Annotated in this window: 20 protein-coding genes and 2 tRNA genes; 9 read left to right on the plus strand and 13 right to left on the minus strand. The window is 69.9% G+C overall.

What is annotated here, in order from left to right:
* Window positions 1-3 precede the first annotated feature (3 nt).
* The 6 genes from IM767_RS15060 to IM767_RS15085 form a co-directional block, all read right to left on the minus strand.
* Complete coding sequence (locus tag IM767_RS15060; protein WP_109211149.1) at window positions 4-498, minus strand: DUF2017 family protein; 495 nt, start codon at window positions 496-498, stop codon at window positions 4-6.
* Window positions 495-794 carry an ATP-dependent Clp protease adapter ClpS gene (gene clpS, locus IM767_RS15065; protein ID WP_109211272.1) on the minus strand — a complete coding sequence of 100 codons (300 nt, stop codon included), beginning with the start codon at window positions 792-794 and terminating at the stop codon, window positions 495-497. Before clpS ends, IM767_RS15060 begins: the two co-directional genes overlap by 4 nt.
* Window positions 794-1,135 (minus strand): metallopeptidase family protein, encoded by a 342-nt coding sequence (locus IM767_RS15070; RefSeq protein ID WP_162564329.1) that lies wholly within the window; start codon window positions 1,133-1,135, stop codon window positions 794-796. The genes clpS and IM767_RS15070 overlap by 1 nt, the downstream gene beginning before the upstream one ends.
* Before the next feature lie 64 nt (window positions 1,136-1,199).
* Window positions 1,200-1,275 (minus strand) — tRNA-His (locus tag IM767_RS15075).
* Window positions 1,276-1,312: 37 nt separating this feature from the next.
* Entirely contained in the window at window positions 1,313-1,939 is a 627-nt protein-coding gene (gene orn, locus IM767_RS15080) for an oligoribonuclease (protein ID WP_109211151.1), read from the minus strand.
* A 78-nt stretch (window positions 1,940-2,017) separates the two neighbouring features.
* A tRNA-Arg gene (locus IM767_RS15085) sits at window positions 2,018-2,090 on the minus strand.
* A gap of 105 nt (window positions 2,091-2,195) precedes the next feature.
* Between IM767_RS15085 and IM767_RS15090 the strand changes: the two genes are divergently transcribed.
* Window positions 2,196-2,408, plus strand: a complete 213-nt coding sequence (locus tag IM767_RS15090) for a methyltransferase (protein ID WP_109211152.1) — start codon at window positions 2,196-2,198, stop codon at window positions 2,406-2,408.
* Window positions 2,409-2,443: 35 nt separating this feature from the next.
* Here IM767_RS15090 and yczE read toward each other — a convergent pair whose 3' ends face one another.
* Window positions 2,444-3,052, minus strand: a complete 609-nt coding sequence (gene yczE / locus IM767_RS15095; protein ID WP_109211153.1) for a membrane protein YczE — start codon at window positions 3,050-3,052, stop codon at window positions 2,444-2,446.
* A 63-nt stretch (window positions 3,053-3,115) separates the two neighbouring features.
* Between yczE and yczR the strand changes: the two genes are divergently transcribed.
* The gene (yczR, locus tag IM767_RS15100) at window positions 3,116-4,540 is read left to right on the plus strand and encodes a MocR-like transcription factor YczR (protein ID WP_109211154.1); all 1,425 of its coding nucleotides are present in this window, start codon (window positions 3,116-3,118) and stop codon (window positions 4,538-4,540) included.
* A 77-nt stretch (window positions 4,541-4,617) separates the two neighbouring features.
* Here the strand turns inward: yczR and IM767_RS15105 are convergent, their stop codons facing one another.
* On the minus strand, window positions 4,618-4,881 hold the full coding sequence (locus IM767_RS15105; protein WP_239453393.1) for a hypothetical protein: 264 nt from the start codon (window positions 4,879-4,881) through the stop codon (window positions 4,618-4,620).
* 229 nt (window positions 4,882-5,110) lie between these two features.
* Between IM767_RS15105 and IM767_RS15110 the strand changes: the two genes are divergently transcribed.
* The 4 genes from IM767_RS15110 to IM767_RS15125 all read left to right on the plus strand — a co-directional run bounded on the left by IM767_RS15110 (window position 5,111) and on the right by IM767_RS15125 (window position 8,542).
* Window positions 5,111-5,656 carry a single-stranded DNA-binding protein gene (locus tag IM767_RS15110; RefSeq protein ID WP_109211155.1) on the plus strand — a complete coding sequence of 182 codons (546 nt, stop codon included), beginning with the start codon at window positions 5,111-5,113 and terminating at the stop codon, window positions 5,654-5,656.
* A gap of 42 nt (window positions 5,657-5,698) precedes the next feature.
* Window positions 5,699-6,232 (plus strand): DUF6993 domain-containing protein, encoded by a 534-nt coding sequence (locus tag IM767_RS15115; RefSeq protein WP_339327403.1) that lies wholly within the window; start codon window positions 5,699-5,701, stop codon window positions 6,230-6,232.
* Between the two features lie 113 nt (window positions 6,233-6,345).
* Complete coding sequence (ettA, locus tag IM767_RS15120; protein WP_109211156.1) at window positions 6,346-8,025, plus strand: energy-dependent translational throttle protein EttA; 1,680 nt, start codon at window positions 6,346-6,348, stop codon at window positions 8,023-8,025.
* The gene (locus tag IM767_RS15125) at window positions 8,018-8,542 is read left to right on the plus strand and encodes an acyl-CoA thioesterase (protein ID WP_109211157.1); all 525 of its coding nucleotides are present in this window, start codon (window positions 8,018-8,020) and stop codon (window positions 8,540-8,542) included. Before ettA ends, IM767_RS15125 begins: the two co-directional genes overlap by 8 nt.
* A gap of 79 nt (window positions 8,543-8,621) precedes the next feature.
* Here the strand turns inward: IM767_RS15125 and IM767_RS15130 are convergent, their stop codons facing one another.
* A complete protein-coding gene (locus tag IM767_RS15130) occupies window positions 8,622-9,470 on the minus strand; it encodes an acyl-CoA thioesterase (RefSeq protein ID WP_109211275.1) in 849 nt (282 codons plus the stop codon).
* A gap of 110 nt (window positions 9,471-9,580) precedes the next feature.
* On the opposite strand from IM767_RS15130, the gene IM767_RS15135 reads away from it, so the two are divergent.
* Window positions 9,581-10,258 (plus strand): DUF8185 domain-containing protein, encoded by a 678-nt coding sequence (locus tag IM767_RS15135; protein ID WP_109211158.1) that lies wholly within the window; start codon window positions 9,581-9,583, stop codon window positions 10,256-10,258.
* A gap of 33 nt (window positions 10,259-10,291) precedes the next feature.
* Here the strand turns inward: IM767_RS15135 and IM767_RS15140 are convergent, their stop codons facing one another.
* The 4 genes from IM767_RS15140 to pepN form a co-directional block, all read right to left on the minus strand.
* The gene (locus IM767_RS15140) at window positions 10,292-11,953 is read right to left on the minus strand and encodes an FAD-binding dehydrogenase (RefSeq protein WP_109211159.1); all 1,662 of its coding nucleotides are present in this window, start codon (window positions 11,951-11,953) and stop codon (window positions 10,292-10,294) included.
* Between the two features lie 46 nt (window positions 11,954-11,999).
* On the minus strand, window positions 12,000-12,539 hold the full coding sequence (locus tag IM767_RS15145) for a globin (RefSeq protein ID WP_109211160.1): 540 nt from the start codon (window positions 12,537-12,539) through the stop codon (window positions 12,000-12,002).
* Complete coding sequence (locus IM767_RS15150; RefSeq protein WP_109211161.1) at window positions 12,536-13,648, minus strand: mechanosensitive ion channel family protein; 1,113 nt, start codon at window positions 13,646-13,648, stop codon at window positions 12,536-12,538. The genes IM767_RS15145 and IM767_RS15150 overlap by 4 nt, the downstream gene beginning before the upstream one ends.
* A 66-nt stretch (window positions 13,649-13,714) precedes the next feature.
* Complete coding sequence (gene pepN / locus IM767_RS15155; protein WP_109211162.1) at window positions 13,715-16,261, minus strand: aminopeptidase N; 2,547 nt, start codon at window positions 16,259-16,261, stop codon at window positions 13,715-13,717.
* A gap of 184 nt (window positions 16,262-16,445) precedes the next feature.
* On the opposite strand from pepN, the gene IM767_RS15160 reads away from it, so the two are divergent.
* Entirely contained in the window at window positions 16,446-17,642 is a 1,197-nt protein-coding gene (locus tag IM767_RS15160) for a ferrochelatase (protein ID WP_109211163.1), read from the plus strand.
* Between the two features lie 86 nt (window positions 17,643-17,728).
* Window positions 17,729-18,286, plus strand: coding sequence for a ribose-5-phosphate isomerase (locus tag IM767_RS15165; protein WP_109211164.1), 558 nt, complete (start codon window positions 17,729-17,731; stop codon window positions 18,284-18,286).
* Window position 18,287 lies beyond the last annotated feature (1 nt).

Consider the following 18,287-nt stretch of genomic DNA (forward strand, 5'->3'; position numbering starts at 1 on the left):
CGATCAGTCCTCGCGTTCGAGCGCCCCCACGAGCCCGTCCAGTCGATAGCCGATCCAGTCGTACACCCCGAATCGCGGGTCGTCGTGGTCGTGGTCGTCCTCCTCCACCACGCCGAGCCGCGTCGCCAGCACCAGCCGCACGGCAGCGAGGGTGCGCAGCCACGCCCGCGCGGTCTCGGCGTCGAGCCGGATCTCCACCTGCTCGAGAAGGGCGGGGTCCTCGGGGTCGTCGGGGATGTCGGCGGCGTCGGTGAGAGACGCGAGCACGAGGCCGGCGTCCGCTCCGCGGCGATCGAGCAGGTCGGACTGCGTCAGCGATCGGAACTCCCGGGCCGCGGTGTCGTCGTCCGTGTAGGCCGACGGCACGAGCCGCGCGATCGCCGGGTCGCCCTCTTCCGGCGCGGAGTCGCGCAGGAGATCCGCGAACTGCCCGACGAGGCCCGCGAGGTGCGCGGCCTCGATGCGGGTGATCTCGACGACGACGATGCGGTCGATCATTTCGGCGCCTGCCTCACGGTCGCCCACAGCCCGTAGTCGTGCATCGCCTGCGCGTGGAGCTCCATCTGCTCGCGCGCCCCCTCCGACACGACAGCGTGCCCCTCGTTGTGCACGGCGAGCATGAGCCGCTCGGCGTCGGCGCGGGGGAGTCCGAAGTATTCGCGGAAGACGTGCGTCACGTAGCTCATCAGGTTGACGGGGTCATCCCACACGACGGTCTGCCAGGGCCGTGCGGGGTCGACGCGACGATCGACGTCGACGTCCTCATCGACCGCGGGGATCGCCGGCGCCGCCATCACGCCCACCCCAGCTCGTGCAGGCGCTCGTCGTCGATCCCGTAGAAGTGCGCGATCTCGTGCACGAGGGTGGTGTGCACCTCGTCCCGCAGCTCGTCCTCGTCTTCGCAGGCAGCGAGATGCGCTTCGCGATAGACGATGATGCGATCGGGAAGTTCACCGATGCCGTAGCGCTCGCGCTCCGTGAGCGCCCAGCCGTCGTAGAGCCCGAGCAGGTCGAGGCTCCCGTCCTCCGGGCGGTCCTCCACCACGAAGACGACGTTGTCGAGGCCCTCGACCATGTCCTCGGGGAGGGCATCCAGTTCGTCGATCACGAGCTGCTCGAAGGTCGCGGCATCCATCTCCATCATGATGCCTCGCCCGAATGCGAATGGGGCGCGTATCCCGCGCCCCATTCGAAGGACTTGGGGTGAGTAACGGGACTTGAACCCGCGACCCCCTGGACCACAACCAGGTGCTCTACCAACTGAGCTATACCCACCATGTCTCCCGCCTGCGCGGGCAACCAGACGATTCTCTCACACCTCGGGAGCAAACGACGACACGGCGGCGGCGGCGGCAGCGCGCGCCCCATCGCTGGTCGGACCGGGCTCGGGGACGAACACCGCCTGGCGGTAATACGCGAGCTCGCGGATCGACTCCAGGATGTCTGCCAGGGCGCGATGACCGCCCTCTTTGGCGGGCGCATGGATGTATGCGCGGGGGTACCAGCGCCGTGCGAGCTCTTTCACACTCGAGACGTCGACGTTGCGGTAGTGCAGCCAGCGGTCGACGCGCGGCATGTACTTCGCCAGGAACATGCGGTCGGTGCCGATCGTGTTCCCGGCGAGGGGAGCCTTGCCCTCGAGCGGGACGAAGCGCTGGATGTACTCGAGAACCTGGAACTCGGCGTCCGCGACGCTGATGCCGTGCGGGATCTCTTCCAGAAGCCCCGACGTGCGATGCATGTTCGTCACGAACTCGTTCATGTTCGCCATCGCGGAGTCGTCAGGCTTGATCACCACGTGGAAGCCCGGGTCGAGAAGTCGCAGTTCGAAGTCGGTGACGACCACGGCGATCTCGACCAGTTCGTCCACGCCGAGGTCGAGGCCTGTCATCTCGCAGTCGATCCACACCAGACGATCGTTCTCGGATGCCCCCACCATGCACTCCATCCTCGTGACGGGTCCCGACATCGTATGGCCTGGACCCGGACCGCGGCTCCCGCGCCGCGACCCCAGTTGCCCCCCCGGGAGGATTCGAACCCCCGACCTGGCGGGTAGAAACCGCTCGCTCTGTCCCCTGAGCTACGGAGGGAAGGTGCTCCCCAGAGTACCTGGTCGCGCCACACCGTCGCGGACGCTGGCGCACAGACGCGGCGGGGCGTAGCGTCAGCAGCGGAGGCATCGAAAGGAGTTCACGATGAGCACCACGGAGACGCACCACCCCCTCTGGGTCGCCTACGGCCCCTCCGGCGTCGCCGGCAGCATCCGCAAGGACGACGAGGGCTACACCGTCACGATGGCGGGCGCCGACCAGTCTGCAGGCACGTACCCGACGATGGAGATCGCCAAGAGCGCACTCCACGCCCGGATGGCGCCCGGCAGCGACTGGCCGATGTTCCGGGAGCACTGACTCTCGCGCGGCGACGGACGATCGGTCGCCGAGCGTCAGATGGACGGCTCGGCGGCCACCGGCGTGTGCGACCGCCGGGTGTCGAGCAGGGGCAGCGCCACGTGCACGAGGGGCCCGATCAGCACGGCGAACAGGACCGTGCCGATGCCGACGGTGCCGCCGAGCGCCCATCCCACCAGCAGCACCGTGATCTCCACGATCGCGCGGCAGAGCCAGATGGGCCAGCCGAGACGTGCGTTCAAGCCCGTCATGAGGCCGTCCCTCGGTCCCGGCCCGAAGCGCGCCCCGATGTAGAGGCCGGAGGCGAGCGCGACCATGACGATGCCGCCGAGCAGCGTCGCCATCTGCGCGAAGAATCCTGAGACCGGAGGGATCACGCCCAGGACGATCTGCATGCTCGTGCCGACGAGCAGGATGTTCGCGATGGTGCCGAGGCCCGGCTTCTGACGGAGCGGGATCCAGAGCAGCAGCACGAAGAAGCCCACGATGTTGGTGATCCACCCGATCCCCACGCCCGTGCGGACCGACAGTCCCTGAGCGAAGACCGTCCACGGGTCCACGCCGAGGCCAGCCTCCACGGTCAGCGCGCATCCGGCTCCGTAGAGGAACAGTCCGACGAGCAGTTGAACGATTCGGCGTGGCATGGTGTCCATCCAATCGCAGAATTGGATCGCCTATAGCAGTCCAATATAGGTACCCTGGCCTCTATGGATTCCCGAGTGTCGGCCCGCGCCCTGGCTCATTCCGTCGGCGGCTGGCGCACGCGCGAGCCGGCGTACGAAGCCTTGGCGGACAGCATCCGGCTTCTCTGCCTGGACAACCGGCTGGCCCCGCGGACTGCGCTGCCGGCCGAGCGGGAGCTCGCCGCGGCGCTGCACGTCAGCCGCAGCACGGTCGCAGCGGCATATCGCAGCCTGCGCGACACCGGCCACATCGCCAGCCTGCGGGGTTCGGGCAGCGTCACCCTTCCGCTCGGGCGCAGGGACGCCGGCCGCGTGGACGCCGCCGACGGCATGATCGACCTGCAGCAGGCCAGCCCGCCCGCATGGCCGGGACTCTCGGGGATCATGGCCGAGACAGCGCTCGGCGCCTCGGCACTCGTCTCACGGGTCGGCTACGACGTGCTCGGCCGCATCGAGCTGCGTGAGGCGATCGCGCGTCGCTACACCGAACGCGGCATCCCGACGCGGCCCGACGAGGTGCTGGTGACCACCGGCGCGCAGAGCGCGATCCATCTCGTCTCATCGGTGCTCATCGGCCGCGGCGATCGGGTGCTCGTCGAGACGCCGACCTATCCGCATGCCGCGGACGCGCTCCGTCGGGCGGGCGCCCGTCTCGTCGGCGTCCCTGTGACGACGGATACCGGGTGGGACATCGACCGCGCGGAGCAGGCGTTCTCGCGCACTCTTCCCGTCATGGCCTACCTCATGCCGGACTTCCAGAATCCGACCGGGCGCAGTATGGGCGCCTCCGAACGGCAGGCGATGCTCGCCGCGGGGGAGCGATCGGGTTCTGTCATCGTCCTGGACGAGACCACCGCCGATCTCGACATCGATCGGGGGCCGCTCCTTCCCGGATTCGAGGCTTCGGAGCCGGGAACCGTCGTGCGGCTCGGATCGCTCGGTAAGACCGTGTGGGGCGGGCTCCGGCTGGGATGGGTCCGGGCGGACGGCGACCTGATCCGGCGACTGGTCGCCGCGCGTCCGGCGCATGACCTCGGCACCCCGGAGTTCGAGCAGGCGGTCGCGACCCGGCTCCTGGATCGGTTCGACGAGATCGTCCAGCAGCGGTCGGCGCTGCTGCGCTCGGGGCGCGATGCCGTGATCAGTGCGCTGACGGGAGCGCTTCCGGAGTGGGAGATCCCCGAGGCGCACGGGGGCGTGTCCCTCTGGATCGAACTGGGCAAGCCCCTCAGTTCGCCGCTGGTCATGGAAGCCCGATCCCGCGGGGTGCTGCTGAGCGCGGGCCCACGGTTCTCCGTAGACGGCGGACACGAGCGGCATCTGCGCGTTCCGTTCACCGCACCGCCGGACGAGATGGTGCGTGCGGCGGAGGTGCTCGCCGACGCGTGGGCCTCCGTGCGGGCCGGAGCACCGTCCGCCCTCGTGGAGCGAGCCGGCGCGGTCATCTGACGAGGCGCCCACCGGCCCTGCGGCACCCGTTGCGCCGCCTGAGTGACGGCGGCCCGGCGAACGCGGGCGAGGCATTTTCAGCGAGCCAGCCGGATGCATTCCAGCGCGTCGTCGGCGCTCCAGAAGTCGCCGAGTTCGCGGAACCCGTGCGAAGGAGCGTGGAACCTGCGGGCGCGGTAGCGGGTGCCGCCGGGCTGTGTACGCACCTGCAGATGACCGATCACGATTCCGCGGGGATCGAGCACCCGCCACAGGCAGGGTGCGACTGACACGAGGCGCAACGCCGTCGGCATCTTCAGCGCCGGCGTCGGTGACGTGGCTGATTCGATGGTCTGTGTCATGGTTGCTCCTCTCGCATCGAACATAGCTACGGGTTCCGACATCGCCTTCTGGCTGCTGACCCGGCCATTCCTCCCCAGCTCGGTGCCCGCGCGATCCGTCCACAGATACGCGCCGAGGCCAGATCGCCGACAGCGGGATCGAGGAGCCTGGACCCACCGCCGGCGCCTCCCGGGCACGGGGCGCCGGCGGCACCGGGGACAGGCCTCGGGACGAGAGAGAGGTTGCGATATGAGCGACACAGGCGACACCATCACCATCACCGGGAACGTGGCTACCGCCCCCGAACTGAAACGCACGACGGGCGGCGTATCGATCACCACCTTCCGCGTGGCCAGCGGGCAGAGGAAGTACGACCGGGGCTCCGGCGAATGGTCCGACGCGGGCACGAACTGGTACACCGTCTCGGTGTTCAGGAGACTGGCCGATCACGCGTTCCAGTCCCTGCACCGAGGCGACCGGGTGATCCTCACGGGCAAGCTCCGCCTGCGCGAGTGGGACAACGGCACCAAGCGGGGCACTGCGATCGAGATCGAGGCCGACGCGATCGGCCATGATCTGCTCTGGGGCACGACGACGTTCGTCAAGGACGGGCAGCCCGCAGGCGCGACGCCGACGGAGGGGTCCGCTCACACCGCAGACTCGTGGGCTCTGCCGGGGGCGGAGGTGAATGCCGAGGGAGCAGATGACAGCCGTGACGATGCCGAGGCGATCCCCGTGCTGACGGGGGTGACGGCCGGGGGCGACGCTGCGCCAGGCGATGAGACCCCGTTCTGACGCGTTCACCCTGCTCGGGGCTCGCGGCCCTAAACTCTCCCCGTGCCCCGACACCTCGCCCTCCGCGTCCGCCCGGCGGTCCCGCCCCGGCGGTTCGCCTGGGGAACGGCGGCCGTGATGCTGGCTGCCGCGCTGACGGCCTGCACTCCCGGATCGCCGGACGACACGCCCACCGCCACCGCCACTGCGACCGCTCCCCAGCCGAGCACCGGCGCCACCCCCGCACCGACGGCCCCGGCGGAGCCGACGCTGGTGCCTGACGGAACCGCTTCCGACAACCAGCCGCTTTTCGCAGCGGTCACCGCCGCTGTGTGGGCGACCGAGAACCGGGTGGCAGGGCGCGCCTACATCGACGCCCTGACCGCTGCGGGTTTCGACAAAGGCGCCATGCAGGTCACCGACGATGAGACCACCGTGGGCAACGCCGCCGAGAGCATCCAGTTCTCGGTCAGGTGGGGCGATGAATGCCTCATCGGGCAGGTCGGCCCGGCCACCGGTGAGCCCGTCACCGCCGTCGTGCCGGTGCTCGCCGAAGGCACGTGCCTGGTCGGGGAGACGCGTCCGATCGATTGGTGATCCGGCCATCGGCCGGCACCGGCGGCCGGACCGTCGCCCGCTCACGCCGCCCGCGCCGTCGGCCGGTAGGCTGGGACGCTGACGTCTGAAGTCCAAGGAGAGCAGAAACCCGCATGGCTGAGTACATCTACTCGATGGTCCGCGCCCGCAAGTCGGTCGGCGACAAGCTGATCCTCGACGACGTCACGATGGCGTTCCTGCCGGGAGCGAAGATCGGCATGGTCGGCCCCAACGGCGCCGGCAAGTCGACGATCCTGAAGATCATGGCCGGTCTCGACACGCCGTCCAACGGCGAGGCCAAGCTCAGCCCCGGCTTCACCGTCGGCATCCTCATGCAGGAGCCCGAGCTCGACGAGACCAAGACCGTGCTCGAGAACATCCAGGACGGCATCGCGATCAAGGCGAAGGTCGACCGTTTCAACGAGATCTCGGGGCTGATGGCAGACCCCGACGCCGACTTCGACGCGCTGCTGGCCGAGATGGGTGTGCTCCAGGAGGAGATCGACGCGGCGGACGCGTGGGACCTCGACTCGCAGCTGGAGCAGGCGATGGACGCACTGCGCACTCCGCCCGGCGATGCGCAGATCGCCCCGCTGTCGGGCGGTGAGAAGCGCCGCGTGGCGCTCACGAAGCTCCTGCTGCAGAAGCCCGACCTGCTCCTGCTCGACGAGCCGACCAACCACCTCGACGCCGAGAGCGTGCTGTGGCTCGAGCAGCACCTGCAGAAGTACCCCGGTGCCGTCATCGCGATCACCCACGACCGGTACTTCCTCGACAACGTGGCCGAGTGGATCGCCGAGGTCGACCGCGGCCGGCTCATCGGCTACGAGGGCAATTACTCGACCTACCTGGAGAAGAAGGCCGAGCGCCTGGCGATCCAGGGGAAGAAGGACGCGAAGCTCGCCAAGCGCCTCGCAGAGGAGCTCGACTGGGTCCGTTCCAACGCGAAGGGCCGTCAGGCCAAGTCGAAGGCGCGTCTCGCGCGCTACGAGGAGATGGCCGCCGAGGCGGACCGCACGCGGAAGCTGGACTTCGAGGAGATCACCATCCCGCCGGGACCGCGCCTGGGCAGTGTCGTGATCGAGGCCAAGAAGCTCCAGAAGGGCTTCGACGACCGGTCGCTCATCGACGGGCTCAGCTTCAGCCTCCCGCCGAACGGCATCGTCGGGGTGATCGGGCCCAACGGCGTCGGCAAGACGACGCTGTTCAAGACGATCGTCGGCCTCGAGCCGCTGGACGGCGGCGACCTCAAGATCGGCGAGACGGTCAAGATCAGCTACGTCGACCAGTCGCGCGCCAACATCGACCCGAACAAGACGCTGTGGGAGGTCGTGTCGGACGGACTCGACATCATCACGGTCGGCAAGACCGAGATCCCCTCGCGCGCCTACGTGTCGAAGTTCGGCTTCAAGGGACCGGACCAGCAGAAGAAGGCGGGCGTGCTGTCGGGTGGTGAGCGCAACCGCCTCAACCTCGCGCTGACGCTCAAGGAGGGCGGCAACCTGCTGCTCCTCGACGAGCCCACCAACGACCTCGACGTCGAGACCCTCCAGTCGCTGGAGAACGCCCTGCTCGAGTTCCCCGGCTGCGCGGTGGTCATCACGCACGACCGGTGGTTCCTCGACCGCATCGCTACGCACATCCTCGCCTACGAGGGCACCGACGAAGACCCCGACCAGTGGTACTGGTTCGAGGGCAACTTCGAGGCGTACGAGGCGAACAAGATCGAGCGCCTCGGCGCAGAGGCGGCCCGCCCGCATCGCACCGCCTACCGCAAGCTGACGCGTGACTGACAACGCTGACGCGGCGGTCGTTCCCGCGGGGAGCGGCCGCCGCCTGCACATCCCCATCCATCTGCGCTGGGGCGATCTCGACGCGTTCAACCACGTCAACAACACCTCGATGCTGAAGCTCCTCGAGGAGGCGCGCGTACGCGCGTTCTGGCTGCCAGAGCCCGGCGAGGACGCACCCGCCACCGCGGTGCTCGATTCCAGCATCTTCAGCGGCATGCTCACGCTCATCGCCCGGCAGGAGATCGAGTACCTCGCGCCGGTGCCGTACCAGCGGCATCCGCTCGATGTGCAGATGTGGTTCGGCAAGCTCGGCGGATCGAGCATCGAGGTCTGCTACGAGGTCTGCAGCCCGATCGAGACGAGCTCCGCCGCGGGCCAGACGGTGTACGCGCGCGCGACGACGGTGGTCGTCAAGGTGGATGCCGGGACCGGGCGTCCGCTGCGTCTGTCGGCCGAGGAGCGCGCGGCGTGGCAGCCGTACGTCGGCGAGCCCCTCACCTACGCGCACCGGCGCTGAGAGCCTTGACGGCGGGGGCTCGCACCACCGAACCGCTCGAGGACGCCGTGCTCACCACCTTCCACCGCCCCGCGAGGAATCAGTCCGCGTCAGGCACCCGGACCATGATCTCCTGAGCGACGCTGGCGAGCAGGGTGCCGTCGGCGGCGTAGATGCGCCCCGTGGCGAGTCCGCGGCCACCGCGGGCGCTCGGCGATTCCTGGACGTACAGCATCCACTCGTCCACGCGACCGAACCGGTGCCACCACATCGCGTGATCCAGGCTCGCCACCTTGAGCCCGCGCGTCGCCCAGGCCACCCCGTGCGCCCGGAGGATGGATTCCTGGATCGTCAGATCGCTGAGGTAGGCGAGGGCCGCGCGGTGGATCGCCGGGTCGTCCGGGATCTGCCGGCGCACGCGCATCCACACCGCCTGCCGCGGCGCACGTTCTCCGTCCACCGTCGCGTAGATGGGCGCGGGGATGTGACGCAGATCGACGGGACGGTCGGTGAACAGCCGCTTCGACATCGGATGCAGTCCCTCCAGGTGCGCCTCGATGTCGGGCAGCTCGTCGGGGCCGGGAACGCCCTCCGGCATCGGCTCCTGGTGGTCGAGTCCCGGATCTTCGTCCTGGAACGACGCGATCATCGAGAAGATCGGCACACCTTCCTGGAACGCCTGCGTGCGGCGTGTCGAGAACGACCGGCCGTCGTGGATGCGGTCGACGGCGAAGGTGATCCCCTTCGTCGAGTCGCCCGGCCGCAGGAAGTAGCCGTGCATGGAGTGGACGATCCGCTCTTCCGGGATCGTCCGTGATGCCGCCACGATGGACTGCGCGAGCACCTGCCCGCCGTAGACGCGACCCAGCGGCATCGACTGCGAGGCCCCGGTGAAGATGTCCTCGGTCGTGCGCGCGTCCGATGCGCTCAGGTCGATCACCGAGAGCATCGAGGCCACCGGATCATTCTCGGGTGCGACCTCGGCGTACGGCTCGGCGTCCACGGCTCTCCTCTCCGGGGCGCGGCCGCCCGTCGGTCCGCTTGGTAGCTTAGAGGGCGATGTCACCTCGCCTGCTGCTCGCCGACCCCGAGTCCGCCGCCGACGCCGTCACCTTCGCGGGGCGAGCCGCGCGCTTCACCGTCGAGGGCGTGCGACTGCAGGCGGCCGCCGGCGTTCTGGCGATGACGGCGGCGCCGCTCGCGCCTCGCGGCTTCGGCGACCCGACTCCCACCGTGCTCGCTCTGCGCACGCTCGCGGCCGACCCGGAACTGGTGTGCGACCTCGTGGTCGAGGCATCCGCTCTGTCCGCGGCGCCCGACGACCCGCGAGCGCTCACCCTCCCCGACACCGCGCTGTCTCCTGCGTGGGCCGGCGTCGCACCCCCGCGCAGCGGCTGGCAGCCGCGCGAGGGGATCGAGGCGTCGATCCTCGCCTCGAAGGCCCAGGGCGGCATTGCACGCGTCGCCGACACCGTGCCCACCGACGCGGGCGAAGACGTCGTCCGCACCGTGCGCGCAGCGGTCTGGGGCGCGCCCGACGACGAGCTCGGCGGACTGCCGCTCGGGGCCGCCTTCGCAGCGCTGAGCCTCGGCTTCATCAGCGGCGGCGAGACCGCGCGGGTCTTCGCGAACGGACCCTGGACGCGGGTGAGTCTGGATCGCGGCCACGTCCTCGTGCGGGGACCGGTCGCGACCGGCCTCACTCCGGTGCGACGCACCGGCTCCGCGACGAACTGACGCGCCGCCCGTCGCGGCTGTCCGTGGGGCCGCTCAGACCGCAGCCGCCGCGCGCCCGGCCACACGGCCGGAGAACAGGCATCCGCCGACGAAAGTGCCTTCCAGAGCGCGGTAGCCGTGCACGCCGCCGCCGCCGAAGCCGCTGGCCTCGCCCGCGGCATACAGCCCGGGCACGGGCTCGCCGCCGGCGCCCAGCGCGCGTCCCGACAGATCGGTCTCGATGCCGCCCAGGGACTTGCGCGTCAGCACGTGCAGCTTCACCGCGATGAGCGGACCGGACTTCGGGTCGAGGATCCGATGCGGGCTGGCCGTGCGGATCAGGCGGTCGCCGCGGAACGCGCGCGCCGACCGCAGCATCGCGATCTGCGCGTCCTTCGTGAAGTCGTTGTCGATCTCGCGATCACGGGCCTCGACCTCGAACCGCACGCGGTCGCCGTCGAGCACCTCGCCGCCCGGCAGCGCCCGCATCCCCGCGATGAGCTCGTCCAGCGTGTCGCGCACGACGAAGTCCGCCCCCTGATCCATGAAGGCCTGCACCGGGCCCGAGGCGCCCTTCCCGAGCCGGGACTTCGCGAGCAGGCGCACATCCTTGCCGGTGAGGTCGGGGTTCTGCTCGCTCCCAGAGAGCGTGAACTCCTTCTCGATGATCTTCTGCGACAGCACGAACCAGGAGTGGTCGTGGCCGGTCGCCCGAAGGTGGGCGAGGGTGCCGAGCGTGTCGAAGCCCGGGAAGAGCGGCACCGGCAGTCGCGTGCCGGTCGCGTCCAGCCACACCGAGGACGGGCCGGGGAGGATGCGGATGCCGTGATCCGGCCACACCGGATCCCAGTTCTGGATGCCCTCGACGTAGTGCCACATGCGATCGCCGTTGATCAGGCGGGCGCCGGCCGCGGCCGACACCGGCTGCATCGACCCGTCGACGTACGCGGGGACGCCGGTGACCATCGTCGCCGGGGGAGTGCCCAGGCGCTCGGGCCACCACTCACGCACCAGATCGTGGTTGCCGCCGATGCCGCCCGATGCCACGATCGTCGCACCCGCCGTGATCTCGAAGGCGTCGACCACCTCGCGGGAGCTGGCCGCGCCGCGCGCGGCGCCGGACGGCGCCAGGACGTCGCCGGCGGCGCCTGTGACGACACCGTCGGTGACGGTGAGCGAGGTCACCCGGTGCCGGGGGAGGATCGTCACGCGCCCTTCCGCCTCGCCCGTCTCCACCGCTGCTTGGAACGGCGCGACGATGCCCGGACCCGTGCCCCAGGTGATGTGGAAGCGCGGCACCGAGTTGCCCGGTCCGGTCGCGGTGTAGCCGCCGCGCTCGGCCCATCCGACGATGGGGAAGAACCCGACGCCCTTGTCGCGCAGCCACGCCCGCTTCTCCTCGTGGGCGAACTGGAGGTACGCCTCCGCCCAGCGCCGGGGCCACAGATCCTCGTCGCGGTCGAAGCCCGCGTTGCCGAACCAGTCCTGCCGCGCGAGTTCGAGCGAGTCATGGATGCCGAGCCGGCGCTGCTCAGGAGAGTCGATGAAGAACAGCCCGCCGAACGACCACCAGGCTTGCCCGCCCAGGTTCGATCTGGGCTCCTGATCGACCAGGACGACCCGCTTGCCCGCCGCCGCGGCTTCGGCCGTGGCTACGAGGCCGGCAAGGCCCCATCCGATGACGAGGATGTCGGTGTGGTGGGCGGCGGGGGGCATGTCGACTCCTTCGTCGGCGAGGTGGGTGGGTGTCGAGGAGCGTGGCTCAGCGAGCGGGTCCGGAGTCCGCGGGCGGCACTGCGGTGACCGGGAGCGAGACGGCAGGACGCGCGCCGGCGGACGGGCCGATCCCGGAAGGCTCGAAGGTGTTCACCATGGCATGCGCGGCGCGCTGCAGGTAGTCCCACAGGGTCGCCTCGTGCAGCGGGGGCAGGTCGAGCTCATCGACCGCAGCGCGCATGTGGGCGAGCCAGCGGTCGCGCGCGTCTGGGTCGACATGGAATGGCGCGTGCCGCATCCGCAGCCGCGGATGCCCGCGCTGCTCGCTGTACGTCGTCGGACCGCCCCAGTACTGCTCGAGGAACATCGTCAAGCGCACCTTCGCGGGGCCCAGGTCCTCCTCCGGATACATGGGCTTGAGCACCACGTCGTCCGCGACACCGCGGTAGAACACGTCGACGAGCCGCACGAACGTGTCGTGCCCGCCGATCTCGTCGTAGAAGCTGAGCGGGGTCGGGGTGCCCGCCGCTTCCTGTGGAGCCTCGCGCGAGTCGCCGGCTGCTGCCGGGCCGGTCGAGTCGGTCATGGCGTTCCTCCGGGGGTCGCGCCGGGGTCCTGGTCGGGCGCGGGCGACGCGGTCTTCTTGCCGGTGCGCTTGGGCTTCCATACCGCTGCGCCCGGTGCAGAGGCGACCGGCGTCGGCTTGGTCTTCGGCGGGTTGGCGCCGCGCACGCGCTGAGCGCCCTCGAGGCCGGTCGGCATGACGGCGGTCAGCGCGGGGAGACTGATGCCCATCTCATCGATGGTGTGCTTGAGGCGCATGCGCAGCTCGCGCGCGACGTCGTCCTTGGCGTTCGCGCGCGTCTTCATGACGAGGCGGATGACGAGGGCGTCTCCCGAGATCGACTCGAGGCCCCAGACCTCGGGCTGCTCGAGGATGCGGGTGCGCCACTTCGGGTCCTTCGCGAGCGCCCTGGCAGTCTCGAGCATGGCCTTCTCGACCTCGTCGATGTCGGAGTCGGTCGCCACCGAGAGGTCGAGGATGACGCGCGACCAGCCCTGCGACAGGTTGCCGATGCGGGTGATCTCGCCGTTGCGGACGTACCAGAGCGTTCCGTTCACGTCGCGGACGTGGGTCACCCGGACGCTCACGTACTCGACGATGCCGGTCGCGAGCCCGAGGTCGACGACGTCGCCGATGCCGACCTGGTCTTCGGCGACGATGAAGATGCCGTTGAGGACGTCTTTCACGATGTTCTGCGCGCCGAAGCCGAGCCCCGCGCCGATCGCCGCGGTGAGCAGTGTCAGCGACGCGAAGGCCGAGGGGGCGAGCACGTTGATGATCAGCAGGATCGCGATGATCACGATCGTCACGTTGACGACGTTGTGCAGGATCGACCCGAGCGTGCGCGTGCGCTGCACGAGTCGCACCGAGGCGAGCGGCGACCGCTCGAGCGCCTGCGTGTCGTCGACGTTCGCCTTGTTCTTTGCCCCGTTGACGATCCGGCCGACGACGCGGCGGATCACGAACTTGAGGATCCACGCGAGGATGATGGCGCCGACGATGATTCCGGCGACGGCGAGCAGAGTCAGTCCGACGTTGAGGAAGAACTGTCCGACGGCTGTCCAGAATTCGGGAGTCGTGATGGCGGGCGCTTCAGGATCCGGTGCGGTGTCGAGGGGGAGGCTGGTCATCGTGTCGATCCTAAGACGGATGCCCCGGCGCCGCCTGAGAGCGAGGCCGGGGCATCCGTGTTCCGATTACTGCGCGTCGCGGTCCTGCACCGACAGCGCCCGCTCGACCCCGGCGAGGTTCTCGGCGACGAGGCGGCGGAGAGCCGGCGCGGCGTCGGCGTGGGCCTCGAGCCACGCACGGGTGGCGTCGCGGAGCGCGACGTTCGCGAGCGGGGCTGGGTAGAGACCGACGATCAGGTACTGGGCGATCTGGTAGGTGCGCGAGTCCCAGATCGGCAGCAGCGAGTCGAAGTAGCGCGACACGAAGCCCTCGAGCAGGTCGCGGCCGGCCGGGTGCACGAAGCCCGCCGCGGCGGCACGCACGATCGTGTTCGGCTGGTCGTCGCTGTCGACGAGCGACGACCACGCGGCCGCCTTCGCCTCTGCCGAGGGCAGCGCGGCCTTGGCCTGCGCGGCGAACTCCCCGCCCTTGGCGGTGTTGTCGGCGGCGAGGGCCCCGTCGATGTCGGCGGCGGTGACGACGCCGCCGGCCGCGAGCGACACGAGAAGCTGCCACGACAGGTCGGTGTCGATCGCGAGCTCGGGGAAGGTCACCTCGCCGTCGCGCACCTGGCGCACCTTCTCCCACTGGCCCGCCGTGGACGCCGCGGAGGCGAACGCCGTCACGAACTGCAGCTGGCTGTCGCTGCCGGCCTCTGCGCGCTGCGCGAGATCCCACAGGGCGTCGGCGACCTTCTGACGCGTCAGGTCGCGCTTCTCCGGTGCCACGTAAGAGTTGGCGGCCAGCAGGAGCTGCGCCAGCGTCGTGCGGACTGTCGTCGACTCGGTCTCGGCGCCGATGTTGCGCAGGACGAGGTCGACGTAGTCCGATGCGGATGCCTCGGCGTCGCGCGTCTGGTCCCACGCGGCACCCCACACCAGCGACCGGGCGAGCGGGTCGCTGATCTTGTCGAGGTGGTCGATCGCGGTCCGCAGCGACTGCTCGTCGAGGCGGATCTTCGCGTACGCGAGGTCCTCGTCGTTCAGGAGGACCAGAGCCGGGCGCTTGCGTCCCTTGAGCTCGGGAACCTCGGTCAGGTCGCCGTCGACGTCGAGCTCGAGGTGGTGCACGCGCACGAGCGCGTCGCCGTCGAGATCGTAGAAGCCGACGCCGAGGCGGTGCGGCCGGATCGTCGGGTAGTCCGCGGGCGCCGTCTGCACGATCGCGAAGCGCGTGATGGTGCCGTCGACGTCGGTCACGATCTCAGGGGAGAGGGTGTTCACGCCGGCGGTCTCGAGCCACTTCTTCGACCATGTCGACAGCTCACGGCCGCTGGTGACCTCGAGCTCGGACAGGAGGTCGGAGAGCTCCGTGTTGGACCACTCGTGCTTCTTGAAGTAGGCCGCGACGCCGGCGAAGAACGCCTCGATGCCGACCCACGCGGCCAGCTGCTTGAGCACCGACCCGCCCTTGGCGTACGTGATGCCGTCGAAGTTGACCTGCACGTCCTCGAGGTCGTTGATCTGCGCCACGACCGGGTGCGTCGAGGGGAGCTGGTCCTGACGGTACGCCCAGGTCTTCTCCATCGCGTTGAACGTGGTCCACGCCTCGGTCCACTCGGTCGCCTCGGCGGTGGCGATCGTCGATGCCCACTCGGCGAACGACTCGTTGAGCCAGAGGTCGTTCCACCACTTCATGGTGACCAGGTCGCCGAACCACATGTGGGCGAGCTCGTGCAGGATCGTGACGACGCGGCGCTCCTTCACGGCATCCGTCACCTTCGAGCGGAAGACGTACGTCTCGGTGAAGGTGACCGCTCCGGCGTTCTCCATGGCGCCCGCGTTGAACTCGGGGACGAACAGCTGGTCGTACTTGGCGAACGGGTAGGCGTAGTCGAACTTGTCCTCGAAGTACGAGAAGCCCTGACGCGTCTTGTCGAAGATGTAGTCGGCGTCCAGGTACTGCCACAGGCTCTTGCGGCCGTACACGCCGAGCGGGATCACGCGCCCCGACGAGCTGGTGAGCTCGGAGAAGGTGGCCTCGTACGGACCGGCGATGAGCGCCGTGATGTACGACGAGATCCGCGGCGTCGGCTCGAAGCGCCACGTCGCGGTGCCGTCGCCGTGTTTCTTGGGCTCGGGGGTGGGGGAGTTCGAGACGACCTTCCAGGGCTCGGGAGCGGTCACCGTGAACTGGAACGTCGCCTTCAGGTCGGGCTGCTCGAACACCGCGTACATGCGGCGGGAGTCCGGAACCTCGAACTGCGAGTACAGGTACACCTCGTCGTCGACCGGGTCCACGAAGCGGTGCAGGCCCTCACCGGTGTTGGTGTAGAGGCAGTCGGCGTCGATCACGAGCTCGTTGTCGGCGGCGAGGTCGTCCAGCGCGATGCGCGAGTCGGCAAAGGCCGTCGCCGGGTCGATCGACCGGCCGTTGAGCGTGATCTCGCGCACCTCGCGGGCGATCAGGTCGATGAAGGTCGCGGCGCCGGGCGTCGCGCTGAAACGGACGACGGTGCGCGAGCCGAAGACCTCGGCGCCCTTCGTCAGATCCAGGGCGACCTCGTACGACTGCGTGTCGACGATCGCGCGGCGCTCCTGCGCCTCGATGCGGGTGAGGTTCTCTCCAGGCACTGCTTTGGCTCCCATGGGTGAGGATGACTGAGGATGTCGATAAGCCCGTTGCGCGGACGCACGATCCGGCGGCCGCCATCAGCGCTGCTGGCACCGATGACAACCGTCCCAGCCTATGCCAGCCACCGGCGGAAGCACCGATCCGGTGGCAGAAAGCGGCCGCCGGCGGTGTCAGGATGGAGGGGTGACCTCCTCCGAGCAGCACGTCCCGTTCGCCTCTCCCGCCGCCGCCGCGGGTGCGCCCCATGTGGAGCAGCCCGTCGCCTATGACGGCGTCCTCCTCGCCGGTTTCGGTGGCCCCGAGGGCCAGGACGACGTCATCCCGTTCCTGCGCAATGTGACGCGAGGCCGCGGCATCCCCGATGAGCGCCTCGAGGAGGTCGCGCACCACTACCGGCATTTCGGCGGCGTGAGTCCGATCAACGCGCAGAACCGCGCGCTCAAGGCTGCTCTCGAGGCCGAGCTCGCGCGCCGCGGGATCGACCTGCCCGTGTACTGGGGCAATCGCAACTGGGCGCCGTACCTCGACGAGGCGGTGACGGATGCCGCGGCCGCCGGCGACACCCGACTCCTGGGTCTCGCCACCAGCGCGTACTCCTCCTTCTCGAGCTGCCGGCAGTACCGCGAGGACTTCGCGCGGGTGCTGACCGAGACGGGCCTGGGCGACACGGTCACGATCGACAAGGTGCGCCAGTTCTTCGATCACCCCGGCTTCGTGCAGCCCTTCATCGACGGCGTGCGCGACGCCGTGGCCGGATTCCTCGGCGACGGAATCGCCCCGGAGGCGGTCCGCGTGCTGTTCTCGACGCACAGCATCCCGACGGCGGATGCCGAGCGCTCCGGCCCGCGCGAGGGCGACGAGCTGCACCGCGACCTGGGTGAGGGCGGCGCCTATGCGGCGCAGCACCTCGCCGTCGCCGAGGTGGTCATGGCGGCGGTCGCCGCCGAGGTGCCCGGAGCGGAGCACGTCGGATGGGACCTCGTCTATCAGTCCCGTTCCGGCCCGCCGACGCAGCCCTGGCTCGAGCCCGACGTCAACGACGTCATCGCCGAGCTTCCCGCGGCCGGCGTGCAGGCGGTCGCGATCGTGCCCGTCGGCTTCATGAGCGACCACATGGAGGTCCTGTGGGACCTCGACACGGAGGCGATGGATGCCGCCGCTGAGGCGGGCATCCGCGCGGTGCGGACCCCGACCCCGGGAGTCGACCCCGCGTTCGTGGCGGGGCTCGTGGACCTCGTCGAGGAGCGCCTGAAGGGGACTCCGGCTGCCGAGCGTCCGCACGCCACCGACCTCGGTCCGTGGTTCGACGTCTGCCGCCCGGGCTGCTGCGAGAACGTCCGCGCCGGCTTCAAGCCGGCGGCGGCCGGCATCGCTCCCTGAGTTCCGCTCACGCCGGTGTCGCGACGCGGGGTGCGGCCGCGGCATCCGTCGTCCCACCCGTTCCGCGCCTCCCTAGGATTGAGCTCATGCGCATCCACATCGCGACCGACCACGCCGGCCTCGAGTTCTCGACGCAGCTGCAGCACCATCTCGCCGCCGCGGGTCATGAGGTCGTCGACCACGGCCCGATCGAGTACGACCCGCTCGACGACTACCCGGCCTTCTGCATCCGTGCGGCGCAGGCGGTCGTCCGCGATCAGGCGGCCGGCGTCGAGACGCTCGGCGTCGTCTTCGGCGGCTCGGGCAACGGTGAGCAGATCGCGGCCAACAAGGTCCTCGGCGTGCGTGCCGCCCTGGTGTGGAGCATCGCCACGGCAGAACTCGCCCGCGAGCACAACGATGCCAACGTGATCGCGATCGGCGCCAGGCAGCACACGTTCGATGAGGCCGCGTCGTTCATCGACCGCTTCATCGCCACACCGTTCTCGGGTGAGGAGCGCCACGCGCGCCGCATCGCGCAGCTCGCGGCCTACGAGGAGGACGGCTCGCTCGAGCCGGACCCCCGCGCCGCTCTCCGGCAGACCCGGGGTCAGCCGGACGTCCTCGCCGCCGACGACAGCTCGTTCGACCCCGAAGCCGGCTGAG

This window comes from Microbacterium ureisolvens (genome assembly GCF_015278315.1).
Lineage (GTDB): Bacteria > Actinomycetota > Actinomycetes > Actinomycetales > Microbacteriaceae > Microbacterium > Microbacterium ureisolvens.